Source organism: Methylobacterium sp. 37f (assembly GCF_023093475.1).
Classification (GTDB): domain Bacteria; phylum Pseudomonadota; class Alphaproteobacteria; order Rhizobiales; family Beijerinckiaceae; genus Methylobacterium.
Window position 1 is genome coordinate 47043 of record NZ_JAGHKN010000029.1, and the last position, 22961, is coordinate 70003.

A 22961-nucleotide genomic window follows, 5' to 3' on the forward strand; every position below is an offset into this window, starting at 1 on the left:
ATTGGGCGGATGAAGGGTGATGCGAAGGTCGTCGAGTACCTTAATCGAGGACTGCGCAGCGAGCTAACGGCGGTTAGCCAGTATTGGCTCCATTTCCGCATGCTCAATGATTGGGGCTACATCGATCTCGCCAAGTTCTGGCGCAAGGAATCCATCGAAGAAATGAACCATGCGGATCGGTTCGTCGATCGCATTCTGTTCCTCGACGGCTTCCCGAACCTCCAGGAACTTGATCCCCTGCGGATCGGCCAGAACGTCCAGGAGATCATCGAGTGCGACCTCGCTGCCGAAAATGAGGCACGCGCCCTGTACCTTGAAGCTGCCAAATATTGTGATTCGATCAACGATCGCGTCTCGAAGCGCCTGTTCGAGGATTTGGCCGAAGACGAGGAAGGCCATATCGACTTCCTCGAGACGCAGCTGGAGCTAATCTCGCAGATCGGCTTGCCGCTCTACGCGCAGAAGCATATCGGCGGCCTGGAGCCGATCGCTCCGGAAGCCGAGTAAAGTCGGAACGCCTCGGGCGCCGGGCTTCAAGCGCGGCGCTCGCCCGGTGAAGACGCCGTGGCAGATCCCACGCAGCCGGAGCGTAACCCGAGCCGCTGGGAGGTCCAGAATGGTTTCGAGGCCTTCAGGCACAGGAAAGCGGCTCCAACTCGCCTCTGACCGGACGTCGATTTCGACATACGGTTGGTCCCGTGTTGCCGGTACGTAGAGCTTGAGGGACGGCAATCGCGATTAAACCTGCCACGCGTCGATATGGTCCCGAGCTTCCATCCCGGGTCGGAGAACCTCGAATAGGCCGCTGAGGCTATCCGCCGATGTCACTCTCGGCGCGACGCGCCATTCATACCCACCGATCGACTCCCAGCGTTCGTTGCCGGGCTTGTCGCCGAGAAGGTCCTCAAAGTTATCAAGGGCCGCCCCTTCGTACGCGTGCAACGCACTGCTGACGGCGCCGCGCTCCGCTCCGGGTGGCCGAGCCCTTTCCGAGCCGTTGCGGAGGTCCTGTTCCACGACGCAATGTAGCGCGCGCGGCGCCTTTATGCGACATCGGCCACCAGAACAGATGATGGACGCGGGCGCCGCTGCCCACTACCGAGAGTCCGTGTGAGCAAACCTCCGAGACCCGCCTCGAAGGCGTCGGCGCCAAAATCGCCGACCCTGCACCCGCTGCCCGAGTCGCTGCTCACGCCCGAGCGGCGCGAGGATGACCTGGAGCAATCGATCCGCCCGTTGAGCCTGTCCGAGTTCATCGGACAGCGGGCGGCGCGTGCCAACATGAGCATCTTCATCGAGTCGGCCAAGAAGACTGGTTCCGCGCTCGATCACGTCCTGTTCGTTGGCCCGCCCGGCCTCGGCAAGACGACGCTGGCGCAGATCGTGGCGCGTGAGCTCGGGGTGAACTTCCGATCGACCTCCGGTCCCGTCATCGCCAAGGCGGGTGATCTGGCGGCGCAGCTCACCAACCTCGAAGAGCGCGACGTACTCTTCATCGATGAGATTCACCGTCTTAATCCGGCGGTGGAAGAAATCCTCTATCCAGCGATGGAGGATTATCAGCTCGACCTCATCATCGGCGAAGGACCGGCTGCGCGCTCGGTGAAAATCGAGCTGCCTAAGTTCACTCTGGTCGGCGCAACGACCCGTGCTGGCCTGCTGACCACGCCCTTGCGCGACCGCTTCGGCATTCCAATCCGCCTGGAATTCTACGACGTCGATGAACTCGAACTGATCGTGAGCCGCGGCGCCCGGGTGCTGGGCCTCGGCATGTCGGCCGAGGGGGCCAACGAGATCGCCAAGCGTGCGCGAGGCACGCCCCGTATCGCTGGGCGGCTCCTGCGCCGAGTGCGCGACTTCGCCATCGTGGCCGATGCCCCCACGGTGACGCGTGCTATCGCCGACCGGGCGCTTCAACTCCTCGACGTCGATCCGGTGGGTCTCGACGTCATGGACCGCAAGTACCTGACGATGATCGCACAATCTTTCAACGGTGGACCCGTAGGGATCGAGACCATCGCTGCCGCGCTGTCCGAACCGCGCGATGCCATCGAGGACATCATCGAACCGTTCCTGATCCAAAAGGGCTTCGTTCAGCGGACGCCGCGCGGGCGGATGCTCACTCCCCATGCCTTCCGGCATATGGGATTTCCCGAGCCCCGACGCGAATCGCGCGGGCAGTTCGGCCTGTTCAGTGCGGACGATCCGGACGCCTGAACCGACCCATCAGGCCGCGTCGCGTTGCGGCTTCGCGTCGACCCGGGCTTCGTGAAAGCTCGATATTGCGGATGGCGGGTTCGCGAGAAAGCTCGTCAGGTCTGCGAGCGGAAGGGGACGGCTGAACAGGAAGCCCTGCACTTCATCGCAGCCCTCGGCTTCTAAAATGGCGGCCTGCTCCAGCGTTTCGACACCTTCGGCCACAACACCCATGTTGCAGGCCTTACCTAGACCCACCATCGCCCGGACGATGGCGATGCTGCCTGCTTCCCGCCCCAGAGTCCGGACAAAGCTCTGATCGATTTTGAGCTTGTCGAAGGGAAAGCGCCGCAGGTAGCTGACGCTGGAATAACCGGTGCCGAAATCGTCCATGGCGATCCGCAGACCGAGGGCTTGGAGTCGATGGAGGGTCCTCAGGGTCTCGGCATTGTCCTGGAGCAGCACGGATTCCGTAATCTCGAGTTCCAGGCGGCTTGCGGGAAGCCCGGAACGCATCAGCGCTTGGGCTACGTCATTGACGAGGTCGCCCCGGACGAACTGCACGGACGAGAGATTGACCGCGACTTTAAGAGCATCCGGCCAATCGACCGCATCGTGGCAAGCCTGAGCCAGCACCCAGGCCCCGATGGGCCGGATCAATCCGGTCTCCTCCGCCAGCGGAATGAACGTCGCGGGGCTGATCAGACCGTGCTCGGGATGGCGCCAGCGCAGCAGGGCCTCGAAGCCGTTGAGGGTGCGAGTCCGCACCGCGACGAGGGGTTGATAATGCAACTCGAACTGGCCAGCAGCCAAGGCGCGGCGTAGCTCAGCTCCGAGACGATGACGTCGCTGGATCGCCGTATCCATATCGTCTGCAAAGAAACGCCAGGTTCCGCGACCCGCTGCCTTGGCTTGATACAGGGCCACGTCGGCACGGCGCAGAATGGTATCGCTGTCGGTGTCGGCCTCCGCATCCACGACCGCAATGCCGATACTTGTCCCGACCACGATCTCCTGGTCCTGAAGCGTGAACGGGATCTGGAGCATGGCGCCGATGCGCGCTGCGAGATCAGCCGCATCCGCGGGATCGGCGATCCCGGATTGGACGATAGCGAACTCGTCGCCGCCCAGACGGGCGACGAAGTCCGTCGCCCGCAGGCAGTCCTGCAGGCGCTGTGCAGCTTGGCGTAAGAGGGCATCGCCGGCCGGGTGGCCGAGCGTGTCGTTCACCATCTTGAAGCCGTCGAGGTCGAGATACAGGGCAGCCGTGAGCGATCCGGAGATCCGTCGATCGAGGACGGTCTCCAAATGTTCGCGCAGGAAGGCACGGTTCGGAAGGCCGGTGAGCGTATCGTGACGCGCCATCCGAAGGATCTGCGCCTCACTCTGGCGCCGATCGGTGATATCTTCATGCGTGCATTGCCAGCCATCACGGTTGGGAACGTGCTTGATGGCGATGGCTCGCCCATCCGCGAGATCCCAGGTGAAGGCTGCCGGCATTTCCCAAGCACGCTCCCTGTTCGGCCAGGGCGGGCCTCGATCGCCGTTGCACGCGACAAGATAGGCCCGGATCGAGGCAAGTGTCGTTCCGGGCCGGCGCAGGTCCGACGGCACAGCGTAAAGTTCGATGTAACGCGCATTCATGACGACGAGCCTGTCGTCCGAGTCGAACAGGCAAACGCCCTGCGCCATGTTGTCCAGTGCGATCCCGAAGCGAGCATACTGATGACGGAGGTCGCGTTCGCTCCGGGCTTGCTCCTCAGCGCGCAGTAGCATCTCCTGTCCGCGGGCCTGACGGAAACCAAGCACCAGAAGGCCGACGAGGCCGAGATCGAGCAAGCCTGCCGACAGGCCGAGCACCATAGCGTGACGGTGCCAGGGTGCGAGCGCCGCCGCTGTAGTCCGGCTGACGCTCAGGATCGCAGGGTAATTCGACAGAGTTCTGGTCGCGACGAAACGGTCCTGTGCATCGATAGGGCTGACGGTTCGAGTGACACCGCCGGCCCGATTCTGCGCGGCGATCAGGGCGGCACCGGTCGTCGAATAGCCGCGCCCGATCGCACCCTCCCAATGCGGATGGCGGACCAGAAGAACCCCGTCTGTCCGGAACATGGAGATGACATAGTCGGGTTGTGGCGCGATCTGGCTGTAAAGGCCGGTGAAGTAATGCAACTCTACGGCCCCGAGTACGAGACCTAGGAAGTTGCCATCTGGGGCGGAGATCTTGCGGGCGATATAGAGCGTCCAGGTTCCGTTGCCGCGATTCTGGACCGGTTCACTGATGAAGCGCTGGAGCGCAGGATCTGATGCCAGCGCTTGGAAGTAGTCCCGGTCGGAGATATTGACGTCGGGGATCGGCCAGAACCGCGTGAAGTTGCGCAGCCTCCCGGTATGGTCGACCACTGTCACAGCATTGACCTGGGGCAGGGCCGCCGTTCGAGCCCGGAGGGATTCGTGCATGGCGCGCGTCGTGAGATGGACGTCGAATGCCGCCGGCGTCGTGATCTCGGCCGCTCGGACCTCGTCGATGACTGCCTCCTGCACCAATTCGATCGCCTGGAGGGCGCGGTCGGCCTGATCTGCCAGGACGGTCGTCAAGCTGATGAGGTTCTGCTCCGTGTCGGAGACAGCACGGTCGTGAAGGTCCATAACGAACAAGACTGCGCTCGCCGCAATGACGAGTCCGAGCAAGGCACCTGCCAGTGTCGGTAAGACAAAGGATTTGGAGAGAAGGTTTTTTGTCACATTGATCAGGTGAGAAAATCGTATGCGAGCCTTAGCCAAAAGCATGACACCATCCTGAGCACCATCATCATGGCTTGCTCACTGATGCAGCAACGCTCAAGTCAGCTTCGTAAATGAGCCAAGAGCTCTGCGCACAGGCGCTTCTCCTGCGACCAGTGAGGAAACGGGTTAATTTTTCCTATGAGACCTCCCGACCTGCGCGCGGCGGTGCTTGGGATGGTTTGCACGCGCTGGTTTTAATCGGCCGAGCATTGAAGTGGATCTTCGTTGCTCGAGATCGCGAATCTGTTAGAGCCGCCAGCCACTAAGCGATCCAAACGGTCCGCCTCCCTCAAAGCGGCGTGGACGATCCCTTTGACTGCTGCCGCAAAACGCGGCGAGGACGCAATCCACGCCGTACCCCATCACGAATTCGGGAGCCTCACCGTTGACCCTCGGGAATCCTGGCGAACACACCCTGCAAGTGCGCGTCTACTATGAAGACACGGACTTTTCCGGCTTCGTCTACCATGCGAGCTACCTCCGTTTCATGGAGCGGGGGCGCACAGAACTTCTGCGTAGTCTCGCCGGTGATCAGTCCGATCTGCATCGAGATGCGGAAGGTGTGCATTTCGTGGTTCGACGGATGGTGATTGATTATGCCAAGCCCGCGCGGATGGACGACATCTTGATGGTCGGGACCTGGACGACCGCGATGAAGGGCGCGTCAATGCACCTCGCCCAAGAGGTTCGGCGCGGGGACGAGGGACTGGTGAAGGCGGAGGTCGTCGTCGCTTGCGTTCGCGACGGTCGGGCAGTCCGCCTGCCCGACAGTTTGCGCCTGAGACTCGCGCCGGACCAAAGCGGTGATCACCTGCAGTCAAGCCGCTGAACGATGGACTGATCTCCCGGACCTCGCCGGGATGAGGGCGACCTTCACCTCTGGGGACGGCAAGGGAATGTTAACCCTGACGCATGCTTAACTGATCCGAGAGCGGGCGTGTGCGACGCACAAGGCCGCCCCATACTTTCGACAGATTCGCGAGCCATTGAGCCTTGAAATCGCACAAGGTTCTGATTGAGGCGCGTGAGTCGACCGCCGAATCCGTGACGCCTGCGCGCGGGGTTTTTCGAGGATCATGTCATGAACCCAGCCGATGCCATGCAGGCGATGCCGGCCCCAGACATGACGCTGCTCGGCCTGTTCCTTCAGGCGCATTTCGTCGTGAAGGTCGTGATGCTCGGGCTGATCGGCGCATCGATCTGGTGCTGGTCGATCATCGTTGACAAGACGCTGCTGTTTCGTCGGACCAAGGCTGAGATGGACGCCTTCGAGGAGGCATTCTGGTCCGGGCGGTCGCTCGAGGAACTCTACCGCTCGTTCAACGATCGTCCGGCCGTCGGGCAAGGCGCTTTGTTCGTGGCCGCCATGCGGGAGTGGAAACGCTCCTTCGAGGGTTCTGGACGTCAGATCCAGAGCTTGTCTCAGCGGATCGACAAGGTGCTCGATGTAACGATCCAGCGCGAAGTCGAGCGCCTTGAGTCCCGCTTGCTCTTTCTCGCCTCGATCGGTTCGGCAGGCCCCTATATCGGTTTGTTCGGGACGGTCTGGGGCATCATGACGGCCTTCACGTCGATCGCGGCCTCGAAGAACACCTCTCTGGCAGTCGTGGCGCCTGGCATTGCCGAGGCGCTGTTCGCAACGGCAATCGGCCTCTTTGCTGCCATTCCGGCCGTGCTCGCCTACAACAAATTGCAGGCGACGGTAGCCAAGAATCAGTCGCGCCTCGAGGGTTTCGCCGACGAGTTCTCCGCCATCCTCTCGCGGCAGATCGACGAGCGCCTCTCGCTCGTCGCCTGATCCCACACCGATAGCCGAGGAACGAACATGGGCATGGCCCACGGAGCAGCGCAGGGCGGGGGCGGACGGCGTCGGCGGGGACGCCGACACGCTGCCATCAACGAGATCAACATGACGCCGTTCATCGACGTCGTGCTGGTGCTGCTCATCGTCTTCATGGTTGCGGCACCGATGATGACGGTGGGGGTGCCTCTCGACCTCCCGCAATCAAAGGCGAGCCCACTCAATTCCGACACCAAGCCGGTGACGTTGTCGATTCGTCAGTCCGGTCAGGTGTTCCTGGACGGGAGCGAACTCTCCGACGATACCATCGTGCCGAAGCTCACCGAAACGTCGAAGTCCGGCTTCGACGAGCGGGTCTTCGTCCGCGGCGACAAGCGGGTGGATTACGGCCGGGTGGCGCAGGTGATGGCGATCGTAACCGGGGGCGGCTTCAAGAAGGTCGCCCTTGTCACTGAGCCAGATCAGAAGTAGCGGGCGCGGGACGGTGCGGATTCCCTTCAAGCGCAGTGAACCGGGTGTCTGGGTCTCGGCCGCGACGCACGTCGGCTTGCTGACGGTCGCCCTGCTGTCGGTGGCAGCCCCGGCGCTGCCAGATGCGCAAGAGGGTGTCCCCGTTGAAGTGATGACCGAGCAGCAATACTCGGAACTCACGAAGGGCGAACGCAATGCCGACGCGCCGCAGCCGAACGCCAAGCCTCGGGCCGACCGCGTTGCCGACAAGTTCGAGGAGCGCGAGCCCGAGAACGCCAAGGTCGATGCTCCTGCCCCGCCGAAACGACCGGCCGACATGAAGGTGGCGAGCGCCGAGGAGATGCCGCTGCGCTCCAGCGAACCCGATCCGCAGGAAGCGAAGGCCGAAGCAGCCAAGGCCGAAGCAGCTAAGGCGGAAGCGACGGAAAAGACCGCGAAGGCTGAAGCCGCGAAAGCCGCTGCCGCCGCTGAAGCCAAGGCCGCTGCTGCCGCCGAGGCGAAGGCCGTGGCCGCTGCCGAGGCCAAAGCCGCAGCGGCCGAAGCGAAGACCGCCGCTGCGAAGGCAAAGGCTGAAGCCATCAAGCGCGAGCAACTTGCCGAACTGATCGAGAAGCAGGAGGCCGAGGCAGAGGCGAAGGCCGAAGCCGCCGCCAAGGCCGAGGCTGCGAAGGCCGAGGCAAGGACGGAGGCAGCCCGGAAAGCCAAGGCTGAAGCCAAGGCGAAGGCCGACGCGGAGGCGAAGGCCGAGAAGGAAGCCGAGGCCAAGGCCAAGGCTGCCGCGGAGGCGAAAGCCAAGGCCGAGGCCGAGCGCCAGAAGGAACTTGCCGAAGCCAAAGCGGAGGCGGAAGCCGAGGCGAAAGCTGAGGCTGCCGCGAAAGCCAAGGCGGATGCCGCCGCCAAGGCGAAGGCCAAGGCGATGGCCGATGCCAAGGCGAAGGCGGATGGGGAAGCCAAGGCCAAGAAGCAGGCCGAACTCGCGGATAAGTTCAGCGCGGGCGATATCCGCTCGCTCCTCGCCACGAAGGCGCCATCGCAATCCACCGGCGCCACAGGCCGAGAGGTACAGCGCACCGCGTCCCTCGGGGCTGCCTCCGGCAACGCCCAGCGCCTGTCACCGTCCCTGCGCGATGCTCTCGTGGGAATGCTCCAGCAGCAGATCGAGCGTTGTTACGTGGCGCCTCCAGGCGCTACGCAAGGGGTGGTGCTGCCAATGCTCGATATCCGGCTCAATCCGGATGGTACGTTGACCACCGAACCTCGCATCATGCGGGGGGGCGCGAATGCGGTCGATCGTTCGATCGCCGAGGCGGCTCAGCGCGCCGTGCGCCGATGTGCCCCCTACAAGATACCGACCCAGTACGCGCCGTATTACAACGACTGGAAAGCCATCAACGCGGAGTTCGAGTTCTCGCGGGTGTGATAGCGCCGTCAGGTGGTGACGGCGTAGAGCTTTCCGGACGCCGGGCGCTGACGTGGTTCGTCCTGCCTCGGTCCCTTGTCCCGGGTCGACGCATGCCCGCCGCTCCGAACCCATCCCCGATCCTCGCATTCCCACGACCACGGAATCGAACATGCATCCCAGTCTTCCCAGGGGCCTGACGTCGCTCCTCGCTCTCCTGGCCCTTGTTCTATTCGGCCTCAACCCGGCGACGGCGCAACTCAACCTGCGCATCGGCGGTGGATCGTTCCAGCCGATGCCGATTGCGGTCACGGATTTTTCGGGTGATCCGAGCCTCGGCCTCCTTGTCTCCAGCGTAGTCACGAACAATCTGCGTCGCTCCGGCTATTTCACTCCCGTGGAGAAGGGGAAGTTCCCCGAGGCCCCGGGTTTCGATGCGGTCCCGGGTTTCGACAAGTGGAAGGCGGCGGGTGTTCAGGCTCTGATCACCGGGCGTGTCGCGCGCGACGCCTCGGGCAAGCTTAAAGTCGAGTTTCGGCTCTGGGACGTCACCTCCGGCCAGCAGATGACAGGTCAGCAATACGGCACCGATCCAGCCAACGCGCGCCGCACCGGGCATCTCATCTCCGATGCAGTCTATACCAAGATCACCGGCCTTGGCCCCTGGTTCGACAGTCGCATCGCCTTCGTGGACGAGTCCGGCTCTAAGGAGAACCGGCGCAAGCGACTCATGGTGATGGACCAGGACGGCGCCAATGTGCGGGCGCTCACCAACGGCGACAACGCCGTCGTCGCGCCGCGCTATTCGCCGGCGACTCAAGACATCGCCTTCATGACACAGACCACCGGCCAGCAACCGCGTATTCAGGTCATCAACCTCGAGACCGGGAGCCGGCAGGCGCTCGGCAAATCCGGTTCGATGAGCACCAGCCCGCGGTTCTCGCCCGACGGCCGCCGCCTCGTGATGAGCGTTCAGGAGGGCGGCAATGCCGACATCGTCATCATGGACCTCGCCACGAAGGCGCAGACGCCGGTCACCAACGGCAACGCCATCGATACCTCGCCGACCTTCTCACCCGATGGCAGCCAGATCGTGTTCGAGTCGGATCGCGGAGGTTCGCAGCAGATCTACGTCATGAGCGCCTCGGGCTCGAACCCGACCCGCATTTCCTTCGGCGAAGGATCGGCCTCGCAGCCGGCCTGGTCGCCACGCGGCGACCTCATCGCTTTCACGCGCCAGCGCAAGGGAGGCTTCGCTATCTGCGTGATGAAGCCCGACGGGACGGGCGAGCGCGTGCTGACCGAAGGCTTCCACAACGAGGGTCCGACCTTCGCGCCGAATGGTCAATACGTGCTGTTTTTCCGTGATCCAGGCGGCCAGGGCGGCGGCAAGCTCTACATGGTGGATATCACCGGCAAGGTTGAGCAGCCGGTACCGACGCCGTCCTACGCGTCCGACCCGACTTGGTCGCCGCTGCTGTCGGGGAAGTAAACGCTTCGAGCGCGGCTGGTTCTTCAGCCGCGCTCGAAGCCTCCGGTCCGACGGACGAAACCGAAGGCGGAACTCAGCGAGGCACCGGCAGCTCCGGCCGCTGCCTGAACGGCGCCTGCGGCGGCTTGCGCAGCATCGCTTGCCGTCGCCACCAGGGTTAATTCGGCATTCGTCGGGACATCGACCGGTTGGGCTACACGCTGCGCGGCCCGGGCAAAGCCCCGTCGCAGGACCTCTCGATCGTTACTGATCAAAGCCGGAAGTCGTGGATCGGCCAAGGCGATTAGCAAGCCTCCATCCTGAAATGTTATTTCCAGCAAGGTCTGAGGCTGAGACTCTTCGGCCGACACTGAGGTCAATGCAGTGGCGGCGAGTAGCGCCGTTCCGCTCAAGTCGATGTTCGACGCAAGGGCGAGGCTTCCTTTCAGGCCGTCGAGAACCTGTCCACCTCAATTCCGTGCGCCTGCGACGTCCCCGTGGGCCTCATCGGTGAAGATGCTTTCGACCGAGCGCTCGACGCCGTCCGGGCTGGTCAGAACGTCTGCCTGGTACGTGCCCCTGCCTTTGCCGCAATTCCCGGCAACCACCTTGATGTCGGCCATCGCATCCTCCGGTTCGTATCTCTACCTCTGCGTGCATTCGGCTGTCATGTATAAAAGCTCGGCTTTGAGGGACGGATTGGTGCCGGATACGGCTTGGCATCATGGATGAAGGATTTGTCCCGAGCCGATGTATCCCTCACTCGCTCGAAGCAATGCCGAGCAAGGGGTCGTCCCGTTCCTCATTCCGCCGACAGGAGCCGATCCCGTGCCCGCAGCGCCGGGAACACTCGGCCCCACAGAGCGGCGACCAGCAGGGTCGCCAGTCCACCGGCCACGACCGCGGGAACGGCGCCGATCAGAGCCGCCAGGGTGCCGGATTCAAATTCGCCAAGTTCGTTGGAGGCGCCGATGAAGACGGAATTGACTGCCGAGACCCGGCCGCGCATCGCATCCGGTGTCTCACCCTGAACGAAGGTCTGGCGCACGAAGACGCTGATCATGTCGGCTGCGCCGGTAACGAACAGGCAGGCCATCGACAGCGGCAGAGAAGTCGAGAGACCGAAACCCACCGTCGCCAGGCCGAAGATCCCCACCGCCTGAAGCATTCGCAGGCCGGCACGCCGCTGCAAGGGCCAGTAGGCGAGGGCGACCGCGGTGAGCACCGCACCGGCCGCCGGCATGCTGCGTAAGACGCCGAGGCCGAGAGGGCCGACATGCAGCACCTCGGCCGCGAAGATCGGGAGGAGGGCGGTGGCCCCCCCGAGCAAGACCGCCACGAGGTCGAGAGAGATGGCGCCAAGGACCACGGGGTGCGTGCGGATGTAGGTCAGACCAGCCGACAGCGTCGCCCAGGTTACCGGTGGGCGCTCTGCAACCGGGGTAGGGCGGAACCGGATCGCCAGGATAAGACCGCTGGCCAGGGCGAAACCGGCGGATGCTGCGCCAAACACGACCGCCGGCCCGAGGGCATAGAGAAAGCCGCCCGTCGCCGGCCCGAGGATCGAAGCGCTTTGCCAGAGAGAGGCGTTCCAGGCGATGGCCGAACCGAACAGGGGGCGTGGCACCAGCGTCGGCAGCAGGGCCTGCAACGCCGGATTGGCGAAGGCACGACCGGTGCCGATGACGACGACGAGGCCGTAGATCGGCCAAAGGGTCGTGGTGCCGAGATGCGCCGCTAGGAGAAGGCCGAGGTCGGCCAAAGCCAGGGCCGCGTAGGCGGCGGCGGCTACGATGCGTCGATCGTAGGTGTCGGCGACATGGCCCGCCACCAAGGCTGACAGCATCGCGGGCAGGAAACTCGCCAGTCCCACGAGGCCGAGAGCAAGAGCGGAGTGGGTGATGTCGTAGACGAACCAGCCGACGGCGACCGCCTGCATCTGGAAGGCGAGACCGGTGAGAAAGCGGGCGGAGCCGAAGAGGCGAAAATCGCGATTGCGGAAGACGGTCCATCGCGGCGCGGAAGCAGGGCTCATCGCGTGGTGCTGGGGGAGGGCGCCCAGCCCGTCAAGGCATGTCGGAACAGATTCCGATGGTGTGCCGTCCCGGCGGGGTTAGGCAGCTTGGCAGGGACTCTCGCGCGGCAATTCCGGAATATGGAGCCAAGGCTTGGTCATGCCGGGGAACGTTTCACTGAGTGACGTTGGCGTTTCGTCGATCCGAACGACATTGTTCCCAACGGGTCAGAAAGGCGTCGACGCAGGCCGGGTCGTTGTGACGGCCCCAGTCCTTCTCGATGAAATTCCGCGCCTCCTCATGCGGCATGGCCGCCTTGTAGGGACGCTTGGTGCAGAAAGCATCGGCGACGATGCGAGCCGTGAGCGGGCGCGCCTCGCCCGCGTGGCCGTTGGAATACCCGCTGGCATCAGAGTCTGGCCTACGCTCGGTTCGATCTATGGCCCAGTGCTCAGGGCTGCGCTGCGATCGGCGGCTGAGACAGACACCGTACTCAGAGCCTCCAGAACCAGGCCGGGCGTCAGGATCTGCGGTAGGACGGTCGGCTCTTTAGAGCCTGCATACAGGAGATATAGCGGAACTCCGCTCCGTCCGTGGCGCTCAAGCAGGCGGGTGATCTCGGGATTCTGGTTGGTCCAGTCACCTTTGAGATAAGTAATTCCGCGCGCCTTCAAACCAGCCTGAACGGCATCGGATCGCAGGGCGACGCGCTCGTTGACTTGGCAGGTGATGCACCAGGCTGCCGTCATGTTCACGAAGACCGGCTTGCCCTCTGCCAGAAGTCCATCGAGACGCGCTTGGCTGAAAGCGTCCTGCTCCGCCTGCGCCGTTGTGGACGTGGATCTGTCCCGGTCGAGTCCGAAGATGAGCGCGGCAAGCGCGACCATCGCCGCGATGGCGGTTCCGCGTGCGATCCAGCCACCCACCCGCCCAGCCGCTTGGCCACGTTCCCAGACCCAGGCCGCGAATCCCACGAGGACGAGGCCGATGAGGGCGGCGAGCAGGCCGGCCGCACCAACCTGCTGAGCCAGGACCCAGACCAGCCAGGCCACCGTGGCGTAGATTGGAAAGGCTAGGGCACCCTTCAGGGTGTCCATCCAGGCACCCGGCCGAGGCAGACGCTGCAATGCCGCTGGCCAGATCGTCAGCACAAGGAAGGGTAGCGCGAGGCCGAGGCCGAGGCTGGCGAATACCGCCAGGCTGACACCAGCCTCCTGCGTCAGCGCGAAACCGACCGCCGATCCCATGAAGGGCGCGGTGCAGGGTGTTGCAACCACGGTGGCGAGGATGCCTGTGAAGAACGATCCCTCCAGCCCGGCCCGTCGGCTCAGTCCGTCGCCGATCCCGACGATCCCCGCACCAACATGCACAACGCCGGACAAGCTGAGGCCCATAGCGAACAACAGGTAGGCAAGGCCCGCGACCACCAACGGCGATTGCAGCTGAAAGCCCCACCCGATTCCGGCACCCGCTCCCTTCAGCGCAATCAGCAGTCCGGCAAGCGTGAGGAAGGCTGTCAGGACACCTGCGGTGTAGACGAGGCCATGCAACCGAATGCGCCGGAGCGGCTCGCCGGAATGCTGCACAAGGCTCAGCACCTTGATCGACAGGACCGGGAAGACGCAAGGCATCAGGTTGAGAAGGAGCCCACCCAGAAAGGCGAGGCCGGCGGCGCTCCAAAGGGTTAGCCCGTCTTCTGATGTCTGGGTGGGTATCGGCGTGGCCGGAGCGGACGACGCTGCGGTGGAGGCGAGAGCCGTAGATGATGGTGGCTCCCCGACCGCGTAGGCGCGTCGGACCACGCCGTCAGGCGTCGTCTCGTCGAAGGCCAGAACGCCCGGCAGGCTTGCCGGCGCGACCTCCGTCGCGTCGCCGCGTGCCAGATCGATATGCAGCCCGCTGGCATCGCTGCGTGCCTGCTGGGACGCCGCATTCTCGATCGCGGTCTCCGCATAGGGGAAGTAGGCAACCGCAGACGCCCTGACGTCGGAAGACGTGGCAAGGTGGATCTGCAGACGCCCGTTCTCGCTGCCGTAGCGCACCGGCCAAGGCGCGGGAACTGGCAGGGCTGCTCTAGCTTCCGCAAACAGCATCATCGCGCCCGGTGCCGTTCCAGAACTGGTGCCGCTCGCGGCGACCGGCAGGGGCAGGCGAAGCTCGGCCGACCCGGGCACGCATTCGCGCTCGCAGACAAGATAGGTCAGCTTGGCTTGCAGCGTCACGGCCTTACCCGGCGCCAGCGTGGCCGGTGGCATCATCTCGGCCAGGAGAACAGCCTCGCCCTCGTAGCCAAAATTCATCAGATGCGCGACCGGGATGCGGCTCGGCACCGGCCACTGGATCGGGCCAGCCGAAAATCCCTTGGGCAAGGTCCAGGCAATCTCCGGGGCGAGGCCAGAATCCCCAGGATTGCGCCAGTAGATGTGCCAATGCGGACGCATCACCAAGCGGATGCCGACCGTGAAGGGCTCGCCAGGCCGGATCGCAGAAGGCTCCCCAACGAGGGACGCCTTCACCAGGTCGGTCGGCACCTTGAATCCCTGCGCATGCACGACAGGAAGGAGGAGACCGAACAGCGTAAGCGCCAGGGCGAGAAGCCGGATCATCAGGGCCTATTCGGTTCCGGAAGCGGCGAGGTTACGTCCGTTCCACGCGGGCACAAAATGCCGAAGCCGCGAGACCCTCTGTCTCCGATTTTTCCGAGCCGGACCAGCCAGGCGGAGTCGATAGGATCGTCGCACGGTCGGTGCATGTCTGCTGCCCGGTGCGGCTCTGCCTCAAGCGACGGTGGTCAATGGCCGCGTGGCCTGCTCGAGCCAGTTCCGGGTTGCAACGTCCAGACCCGGGCTCAATTCGGCACATACCCGCGCATGGTAGCTGTCGATCCAGGTTCGCTCCTCGGGGGTCAGCAGATCGAGGCGAATGAGACGCCGATCAAAGGGCGCCAACGTCAGGGTCTCAAAACCGAGCATCGGCCGTTCGCCGCCGGATATCGTCCGCGTTTCGACAAGGACGAGGTTTTCCAGCCGAATGCCGTAGGCGCCCGGCTTGTAGTAGCCCGGCTCGTTCGAAAGGATCATGCCCGGTTCGAGGGCGACCATTCCGGTCTTGGCGATGCGCTGCGGCCCCTCATGGACCGACAGAAAGACCCCCACCCCGTGGCCCGTCCCGTGGTCGAAGTCGAGCCCGGCTTCCCAGAGTGGAAGGCGCGCGAAGGAATCGATCTGCGCACCCGTCGTTCCCTGCGGGAAGACCGCGCGGGCAATGCCCAGATGTCCTTTTAAGACGCGTGTGAAACGATCCTGCATCGCTTCCGACGGCATGCCGATCGCCACCGTACGGGTGATGTCGGTGGTCCCATCTTCGTATTGTGCTCCGGAATCCACCAGGAACAGCTCGCCAGGCAGGATGTGTCGGTTGGTTTCCCGGCTCACCCGGTAGTGCACGATGGCACCGTTGGCGCCGCTGCCCGAGATCGTTGGAAACGAGACATCGCGGAGAAGGCCGCTCTCCGCACGAAAATCCTCCAGCGCTTCGACCGCGGCGATCTCGGTCAGCCCCTCGCCCTGGCCATCGAGCCAAGCGAGGAAGCGTGTGACCGCGACGCCATCACGGTGATGCGCCGCCCGGGTGCCGGCGATTTCCGATGAATTTTTGACGGCCTTCATGGCGGTGATCGGATCGGGGCCGAGATCAGCCACCCCGCCGGCCGCCTCGACACGAAGCTTCAAGGCGTAGGCCGCCGTGCCGGCATCGAGCCTGACACGGGCGGCGTTTGCCGCCTGCGCGGCGAGACCATCCTCGAAGGCTGCGCGCGGATGAAGGTCGGCGAGAGGTTCCAGTGCGGTGCGCAACTCCGGGCTGAGATTCGGCGACATCAGGTAGAGGGTGGCGCGCCCTTCGTGCGGCACCACTGCATAGCCGAGCGCCAGAGGCGTATGCGCTACATCGGAGCCGCGCAGGTTGAAGGCCCAGGCGAGGTTATGCGGATCGGAGATCACCAGAGCCGCAATATCGACATCAGCCAGGGCAGCACGGATGCGACTGAGCTTTTCGGCTGCGGCCTCTCCAGCGAACGCCAAGGGATGGACCACCACGCTGCCCGCGGGTGAGCCGGGCCGGTCGGTCCAGACGCTGTCGACAGGATTCGCTTCCACGGCTCGGAGGGTCGCTCCGGCTTTACTCGCTGCTCGCCCCAGGCGCGCCACGCTGTCGGGCGTGTGAAGCCAGGGATCGTAGGCAAGAACTTCGCCCGGCTTAAGGTGGGCGCCGACCCAGGCCGCGACGGGACTCTCGGCCAGCGGTACCGGAGTGATGATGGCGGTATCGACCTGAGCCGGCGCCTGCAGGGTATACCGTCCGTCGACGACGAGCGCGGCTTCATCGTGCAGGATCACGGCGGTACCAGCCGATCCAGTGAAGCCGGTCAGCCAAGCGAGGCGCTCGGCTTGCGGGGCGACATATTCGGACTGATGCTCGTCGGCACGGGGGACCACGAACCCATCGAGCCCGGCTGCACGCAGGGCGTCACGGAGGGCCCGGATGCGGCTTGCGCCCTGGCTGTGGCTCGGATCATCGAAGGTCTGGAAACGGGCGCGGGTCATGGCGCCCAGGGTTACGCCGGGCTCAGGAGTGCCGCAACCAGCCTCGACGCGGACGTGGGGCGCTGCCGCCACGTTTCAGCACCAGGGTGGCCCAGCCCTCGATCAGGCCGTGACGGGCGAGGTGAAACCCGCGGTGGCGGTAAGTCGAGAGGACGCCCGGGACGTCGCGCTCGATCAGGCCGGACAGGATCAGGATACCTTGATCGGCAACGACCGCCGTGAGGGAGGGTGCCAAGCCCTTCAGGGGGCGCGCCAGGATATTGGCGAAGACCACGTCGAACCGGCGCGGTCGATCGGCGAGCGCATGGCGGACGCCCGGTCCCTGGTAGAGCCGCAGCACCGGCCCGAGGCCATTGAGGCGGGCATTGCCGACCGCGGTGGTCACCGCTTCGGTATCGAGGTCTCCAGCGATGACCGGTGTATGAAGCGCCTTGGCCGCAGCGAAGGCCAGGATGCCGGTGCCGGTGCCGACATCGAGCACGTGGGCGGGGCGCCCGCGCTTGAGGATCTCCGCCAAGGCTTTGAGGCAGCCGAGTGTCGTACCGTGATGGCCGGTCCCGAAAGCCAGCGCCGCCTCGATCTCAATGGCAAGATCGTTCGCCCGCACCGTGTCGCGGTCGTGGCTGCCATGAACGAGAAAGCGTCCGGCCCGCACGGGCTTCAGGCCTTCCAGGGATGCACGGACCCAATCCTGCTGATCGATGGTCTCGAAGCTCGCGACATCCGCCTGTTCACCCACCACGGGCCGGATCAAGTCGCGGATCATGTCCTCGTCTGGGGCGTCGGCGAAGTAGGCCTCCAGCCTCCACGTCTGTCCGTCCTCCGCCTCGAAGGCGGCGACCGCTGTCTGAGTCGGGTCGAACATCTCGCCGAGAAGATCGGTCATCGCGCGCGCCGAGCCCTCATCGGTGAGGAGGCGGAGCACATGGGTCGGGCGGTGGGGGGGCAGGCCTTCGAGCATGCCCGGGGCTCTATCACCCGCGACGTCCCGCCGCCACCAGGCGCGGAAGCTTGGCCGGAACGTAAGCGTGAGATCTGCGTTTGCTGTGGCTTCTCCAGGCTCACGTCGGTTTCGGAGCGTGCGTTGTGCGTATGAAAATCAGAAGAACCGGCGGTCGAACGCCGGTCGTCCTCGCAGAGAGGTCCAAGGCCCGCCGTCGCCTCGTTCGCGACCGGGGCATCTTTTCGGATGCCGAAACTTTGATGGGGCCACTTCCCGGTTCGATGCTGGTTCTGTTGAGCCGTCTGCACCGCTCGGAGCGCTCGCCCTCGGAGGACGAAGATCGCGGCAACTGACGGCGTTGTTCCGAACCATGCTATGGCCGACCTGCCGGATCGGCTTGGCTGGCAACGGGAGACAGGGTGATGGTGCAGATTCGGCGGGCGTGGCTCGGTGCGATCCTGTGCCTGGTCCTGGCAGTCGCTGGAACCCCTGCCTGTGCCGAGGCGCCGGTGGTGGTCTTCGCGGCCGCCAGCCTGAAGAACGCGCTGGATGATGTTAGCGGGGCCTGGACGAAGGCCACGGGAAAGACCACCAGGATTTCCTATGCAGCGTCCAGCGCTCTGGCCAAGCAGATCGAGGCTGGCGCGCCTGCCGATCTGTTCTTCTCCGCCGATCTTGCCTGGATGGACTACGTGGCGGTCAAGGGCAGCATTCAGGCTTCGACCCGCACCAGCCTTCTGCGCAATGCGTTGGTGCTGATCGCGCCGAAGGACTCGTCTCTCACCGTCGATCTCAAGCCGGGTCTCGACCTCACGAAGGCTCTGGGTAAGGGACGCATCGCCATGGGCAATGTCGAAGCGGTCCCGGCGGGAAAATATGGAAAGGCCGCCCTCGAAACGCTTGGGGCTTGGGACAGCGTGAAGGACCGGGTCGCTCAGGCCGAGAATGTCCGCGCCGCTCTCCTCCTCGTCGCCCGCGGCGAGGCGCCCCTCGGCATCGTCTATGCAACGGATGCGATCTCGGACACGAGCGTCAAGGTCATCGCTCCGTTTCCGGCTGCGAGCCACCCGCCCGTGATCTATCCTGTCGCCCTCACCAAGGCTTCAACCAACCCGGACGCAGCGGAGTTTCTCGCCTATCTGCGCAGTCCGGCCGCACGGGTATTCTTCGAACGCCAGGGGTTCTCGTTTATCGGCGTGGAAGATCGGACCTGACCGGTCCGATCCGGGTCCACGATCCTTGGTCAATCCGCTTCTGGACATGTTCGGCCTGACTCCGGACGAGGGAAGCGCGATCGCGCTGAGCCTGCGCGTCGCGGCCGTCGCCACCTTGGCAAGCCTCGTCCCGGGGCTTGCGATCGCCTGGGTGCTGGCGCGGAAGCGCTTTCCAGGGCGTGCGCTTCTCGATGGTCTGGTCCATCTACCGCTGATCCTGCCGCCCGTCGTGACGGGTTACCTCCTCCTTCTCGCCTTCGGGCGACGGGGTACCTTCGGGAGCATGCTGGCCGAGTTCGGCATCGTGCTCTCCTTCCGATGGACCGGAGCAGCACTAGCCTGCGCCGTGATGGGCTTCCCCCTGATGGTTCGGGCCATGCGCCTGTCCCTGGAGGCCGTGGATCGTCGAGTGGAGCAAGCCGCCGCGACCCTGGGCGCCAGCCCCTTCGCCGTCTTTCTCACCGTAACTCTGCCGCTCGCTCTGCCGGGTGTGTTGGCCGGCACGGTCCTGGCCTTTGCCAAGGCGATGGGGGAGTTCGGGGCGACCATCACCTTCGTCTCGAATATCCCCGGCGAGACCCAGACCCTGCCGTCGGCGATCTATACGCTGACCCAGGTGCCCGGTGGCGAAGCGGGCGCCCTACGTCTCACCCTGATCTCGGTGGCCATCTCGATGGGGGCCTTGCTCATTTCGGAGCTTCTCGCCCGCAGACTTGGGCGTCGGCTGGGCCAAGGTCATGAGCAGATGGCGAGAGGAGGCGGGGGGGCATGACGATCACGGTGGATCTCGCTCTCAAGCGGGACGCCTTCGACCTCGACGCGGCCTTCACGGCGCCTCCTGGGCTGACCGTTCTGTTCGGCCGCTCAGGGTCGGGCAAGAGCACGGTGATCGCCTGCATGGCCGGGCTGGTTCGACCGGACCGGGGCCGGATCGCCCTGGACGATCAAATCCTCCTCGACACGGTCCGCAACATCCATGTGCCCACGCATCGGCGTCGGATCGGAACGGTTTTTCAGGAGGCGCGGCTGATACCCCACCTCTCGGTGCGGCAGAACCTTGCCTATGGGCGCTGGTTCGCGCGCGGGCTGCGCGATGCAGCCGGGCTCGAACCAGGGGCAGTGATCGATCTTCTGGGCATCGGCCATCTCCTCGACCGGCAGGTCGTAGGTCTTTCCGGTGGCGAGAGCCAACGGGTCGCGATCGGTCGGGCGCTGCTGTCGCGGCCCCGCCTTCTTCTCATGGATGAACCGCTGGCCGCCCTCGATGCCGAGCGCAAGGCCGAGATCCTGCCCTTGATCGAACGCCTGCGCGACGCTGCCGGCCTCCCCATCGTGTATGTCAGCCATGCGGTCTCCGAGGTGGCCCGGCTCGCCAACACCATCGTGGTGTTGGAGGGCGGCCGAATCGCCGCCGCCGGACCCGCCGAGGCCATCCTGCGGCGGGGTGACCTCGGCGTCTTTCATGCCGCCCAGGCCGGCGCGCTCCTCGACATGGTGGTGGAGGCGGACGTGCCGAATGCAGGGCTGACACGTCTCTCCGGCCGTGCAGGGCGCCTGCTGGTGCCACGTCTGAGCCAGGCGGTCGGAACCACCGTACGAATCCACGTGCCCGCCCGCGACGTTCTGCTCTCTCTTGACGATCCGCGGGGCCTGAGCGCTCGCAACCGACTGAGCGGCCGCGTCTCGGCCCTTCGTGATCAGGCCGAGGGTGCCGTGCTGGTGGAGGTGGATTGCAGCGGTGCCGTACTCTCCGCGCGCCTGACGCGGGCCTCCGTTCAGGATCTTAGCCTTGCCCCCGGCACGCCCGTCTTCGCGATTATTAAGAGCGTAGCCTTCGACCCTCACGGAGTTGGTGCGATCGAGATCTGATGGGTCGTTAAAATTCGAGTGCTGAATTTATTGTCGGCTTGAGCTTGCGGATCAAGATCCTCGCGCCCGAACGGATTCCTTAAGATCCCATTCACGTCGCGCGTCGTGTCTAGAAGACGACCGCAACAGCCGGACCGCAGGAGCGTGCGATGTCGATCCCCAGCCTAGGCGCGACGCCAGCATCCTACGTCGTCGGCGCAACGCCGGCCCCGATCTCTCCCGTTCAGCCTGTCCAGGCTCCAGCTCCCCTTGCGCCTGCGGTCAAGGTCGATATCCGCAGTCAGGACCAGAGTTCCGATGCCCGGATCGGGACGGCACGGGCTCCTGAACCGGACGAGGACGCCAGAACCCCACGAGCGGCTCAGGCCGCGATGGAGCCGCGTATCCGGATCGACCAGGACACCAAGACAGTGATCTATCAGGAAGTCGATCCGGCCTCGGGTGACGTGGTGATACAACTGCCGGACCCGGTGGTGCTCAAGGCCCGCGCCTATGCCGAGGCAGCCGAGGCCCGGGCCAAGCTATCTGCTCGTCCGCTCGACCTTACGGCTTGAGCCGAAGCGCCGACCCAAACGAAAAAAGGCCGGGGCGATGAGCCCCGGCCTTTTTTATACGGTTCGATGGAAAGATGGAGAAAGCCGCCGGCCCCAAGGCCGGCGACGGGCTTATCCCTTAGCGGAGGAGCTGCAGGATGCCCTGGTTCGCCTGGTTCGCGAGCGAGAGCGCCGAGATGCCGAGCGACTGGCGGGTCGACAGGGCCTGGGAGTTGGCGGCTTCCTCGTTGAGGTCCGCGTTCGTCAGGTTGGCCGATCCGGTGTCGAGGATGTTGATCAGGTTCTTCGAGAAGTCCTGACGGTTCTGCACCACCGAGAGGTTGGAGCCGAAGGTCGAGGCCTGCGCGCGAAGCTGGCTGGTGGCGGCCGTGATGGCCGTCAGCGTCTTGTTGATCTCGTCATCGTTCTGGAAGCCGCCGGTCACAGCCGTGAGGCCGAGACCATCGGAGTCCAGCTTAGAGCCCGAGATGGTGATGCTTGACGAGCCAGTCTCATTGAAGGTCACCTTCAGGGAGTTCTCTTTCGCATCATCCCCTGAACGGTAGAGCAAGTTAATGCCGTTGTAGCTCGAGTCCTTGGCCTGCTGGGTGATCTGGTTCAGCAACTCGTTGAACTGCTTAGACAGCGACGTGCGGGTCGAGTTGGTCGAACCGGAACTATTGACCCCTACAGCCGTCCGCACAGCAGGCTTGATCGTAGCTGCAGCTTGACCAAAGCCGATATCGATCTGGTTGGCAAGAATTGTAGTCTGTGCTGCGTTGATTGTAATCTTCTGGTCTGCGCCGATTGCGGTCGAGTTGATCTGGAGTTTTCCGGCACTATCAAGGCTAGCCTCGACTTTGCCGCTCAAGCCCGTGTCGGCCTTAAATTGGGTGTTGATTGCGGCGACAATCTCAGCCGGAGTCGCTGTTGCATCAAGGTTAGAGCTGTTAAGGGTGATTTTCTTGGCCTGATTATCGCCAAGCTTGATAGTAAAGGAAGAGTCCTTCGGCGTTGTGGTGTAGTCATTTGTATTCGGAACAGCGATCGAACCCGTGATGATCGCTTTGGCCGAACCGTCTGAAGCGTCGGCGCCGAGCGCGGAGAGTCCAGTGATACCACCGGATCCGGCAGCACCAGCAACGGCTGTACCAGTTGCGTTGCCGACCGCAGTACCAAAGCCGGTATCCACTGAAGCAGCGCGGATTTTGACATCAACAACGGCTGTCGAACCCAGGTCGGCAGATTTGAACGCGATGGCACTTCCGGAGATTTCAGCCCGGATAGAGGAGCCTGACGCAGCCAACTGAACGTTGTATGCATCTGCAACGTCCGCAGCTGCCAGGTTGCCGGTACCAAGGGCGGTACCATCAGACTTTAGGCTGTTTGAATCCACGGACAGGCTAGCGCTCGTGATACCATCGCTTACATTGAGATACGAGCCGGTCGAAGCGCTGAACGCCACCGCACCACCGAAGTTTGCACCCGTAAGCGTCGCCGCTGTAGGAGCGGTCGTGGGCTTGCCGAAGCCTAGAGCGGTTTCCACCTACTCCGGATCGTAACCGGCGGCAGCGAAGTAGTTTGCGCACTCGGTTGGGGTGAAGGCGTCGAGCAGATTGCCGACGACAGTCCAGAGCCGATCGACCGTGCGCTCGGCC

At 64.3% G+C, this 22961-nt stretch carries 19 protein-coding genes and 1 pseudogene; 11 read left to right on the forward strand and 9 right to left on the reverse strand.

Annotated elements, in window-relative coordinates; genetic code table 11:
* Positions 1–9: 9 nt before the first annotated feature.
* Positions 10–507, forward strand: a complete 498-nt coding sequence (bfr, locus tag J7U37_RS17930; protein WP_056178826.1) for a bacterioferritin — start codon at positions 10–12, stop codon at positions 505–507.
* A 657-nt stretch (positions 508–1164) separates the two neighbouring features.
* The gene (gene ruvB, locus J7U37_RS17935; RefSeq protein WP_282103961.1) at positions 1165–2217 is read left to right on the forward strand and encodes a Holliday junction branch migration DNA helicase RuvB; all 1053 of its coding nucleotides are present in this window, start codon (positions 1165–1167) and stop codon (positions 2215–2217) included.
* Positions 2218–2226: 9 nt separating this feature from the next.
* On the opposite strand, the gene J7U37_RS17940 is transcribed toward ruvB, so the two are convergent.
* Complete coding sequence (locus J7U37_RS17940) at positions 2227–4986, reverse strand: EAL domain-containing protein (RefSeq protein WP_247636563.1); 2760 nt, start codon at positions 4984–4986, stop codon at positions 2227–2229.
* A 382-nt stretch (positions 4987–5368) separates the two neighbouring features.
* On the opposite strand from J7U37_RS17940, the gene ybgC reads away from it, so the two are divergent.
* The 5 genes from ybgC to tolB all read left to right on the forward strand — a co-directional run bounded on the left by ybgC (position 5369) and on the right by tolB (position 10146).
* Positions 5369–5812, forward strand: a complete 444-nt coding sequence (gene ybgC, locus J7U37_RS17945) for a tol-pal system-associated acyl-CoA thioesterase (RefSeq protein WP_247636564.1) — start codon at positions 5369–5371, stop codon at positions 5810–5812.
* Between the two features lie 252 nt (positions 5813–6064).
* Entirely contained in the window at positions 6065–6781 is a 717-nt protein-coding gene (gene tolQ, locus J7U37_RS17950; protein WP_056178834.1) for a protein TolQ, read from the forward strand.
* 27 nt (positions 6782–6808) lie between these two features.
* Positions 6809–7255, forward strand: a complete 447-nt coding sequence (locus J7U37_RS17955) for a biopolymer transporter ExbD (RefSeq protein ID WP_247636565.1) — start codon at positions 6809–6811, stop codon at positions 7253–7255.
* Positions 7256–7268: 13 nt separating this feature from the next.
* Positions 7269–8675, forward strand: a complete 1407-nt coding sequence (gene tolA, locus J7U37_RS17960; RefSeq protein WP_247636566.1) for a cell envelope integrity protein TolA — start codon at positions 7269–7271, stop codon at positions 8673–8675.
* Positions 8676–8826: 151 nt separating this feature from the next.
* Entirely contained in the window at positions 8827–10146 is a 1320-nt protein-coding gene (tolB, locus tag J7U37_RS17965; RefSeq protein ID WP_247636567.1) for a Tol-Pal system beta propeller repeat protein TolB, read from the forward strand.
* Positions 10147–10169: 23 nt separating this feature from the next.
* Here the strand turns inward: tolB and J7U37_RS17970 are convergent, their stop codons facing one another.
* From J7U37_RS17970 to J7U37_RS17995, 6 genes are all read right to left on the reverse strand, one after another.
* Positions 10170–10538 carry a hypothetical protein gene (locus J7U37_RS17970; RefSeq protein WP_247636568.1) on the reverse strand — a complete coding sequence of 123 codons (369 nt, stop codon included), beginning with the start codon at positions 10536–10538 and terminating at the stop codon, positions 10170–10172.
* Positions 10539–10595: 57 nt separating this feature from the next.
* Positions 10596–10748: a hypothetical protein gene (locus J7U37_RS17975; RefSeq protein ID WP_156633731.1), complete on the reverse strand. Its 153-nt coding sequence runs from the start codon at positions 10746–10748 to the stop codon at positions 10596–10598.
* A gap of 179 nt (positions 10749–10927) precedes the next feature.
* The gene (locus tag J7U37_RS17980) at positions 10928–12160 is read right to left on the reverse strand and encodes an MFS transporter (RefSeq protein ID WP_247636569.1); all 1233 of its coding nucleotides are present in this window, start codon (positions 12158–12160) and stop codon (positions 10928–10930) included.
* A gap of 417 nt (positions 12161–12577) precedes the next feature.
* A complete protein-coding gene (locus tag J7U37_RS17985) occupies positions 12578–14746 on the reverse strand; it encodes a protein-disulfide reductase DsbD domain-containing protein (RefSeq protein ID WP_247636570.1) in 2169 nt (722 codons plus the stop codon).
* A gap of 171 nt (positions 14747–14917) precedes the next feature.
* Complete coding sequence (locus J7U37_RS17990; RefSeq protein ID WP_247636576.1) at positions 14918–16744, reverse strand: aminopeptidase P family protein; 1827 nt, start codon at positions 16742–16744, stop codon at positions 14918–14920.
* A 22-nt stretch (positions 16745–16766) separates the two neighbouring features.
* On the reverse strand, positions 16767–17705 hold the full coding sequence (locus tag J7U37_RS17995; RefSeq protein ID WP_247636571.1) for a 50S ribosomal protein L11 methyltransferase: 939 nt from the start codon (positions 17703–17705) through the stop codon (positions 16767–16769).
* 404 nt (positions 17706–18109) lie between these two features.
* Here J7U37_RS17995 and modA point away from each other — a divergent pair, with 404 nt between their 5' ends.
* The 4 genes from modA to J7U37_RS18015 all read left to right on the forward strand — a co-directional run bounded on the left by modA (position 18110) and on the right by J7U37_RS18015 (position 21324).
* A complete protein-coding gene (gene modA / locus J7U37_RS18000; RefSeq protein WP_247636572.1) occupies positions 18110–18901 on the forward strand; it encodes a molybdate ABC transporter substrate-binding protein in 792 nt (263 codons plus the stop codon).
* Between the two features lie 46 nt (positions 18902–18947).
* Positions 18948–19673: a molybdate ABC transporter permease subunit gene (modB, locus tag J7U37_RS18005; protein ID WP_247636577.1), complete on the forward strand. Its 726-nt coding sequence runs from the start codon at positions 18948–18950 to the stop codon at positions 19671–19673.
* Positions 19670–20770, forward strand: a complete 1101-nt coding sequence (gene modC / locus J7U37_RS18010; protein ID WP_247636573.1) for a molybdenum ABC transporter ATP-binding protein — start codon at positions 19670–19672, stop codon at positions 20768–20770. Before modB ends, modC begins: the two co-directional genes overlap by 4 nt.
* A gap of 149 nt (positions 20771–20919) precedes the next feature.
* Positions 20920–21324, forward strand: a complete 405-nt coding sequence (locus J7U37_RS18015; protein WP_082503915.1) for a hypothetical protein — start codon at positions 20920–20922, stop codon at positions 21322–21324.
* A 118-nt stretch (positions 21325–21442) separates the two neighbouring features.
* Here the strand turns inward: J7U37_RS18015 and J7U37_RS25310 are convergent, their stop codons facing one another.
* Both J7U37_RS25310 and J7U37_RS18025 read right to left on the reverse strand, forming a co-directional pair.
* Positions 21443–22849, reverse strand: coding sequence for a flagellin (locus J7U37_RS25310; RefSeq protein ID WP_247636574.1), 1407 nt, complete (start codon positions 22847–22849; stop codon positions 21443–21445).
* Positions 22850–22961, reverse strand: a pseudogene (locus tag J7U37_RS18025) (IS630 family transposase); the annotation flags it as partial.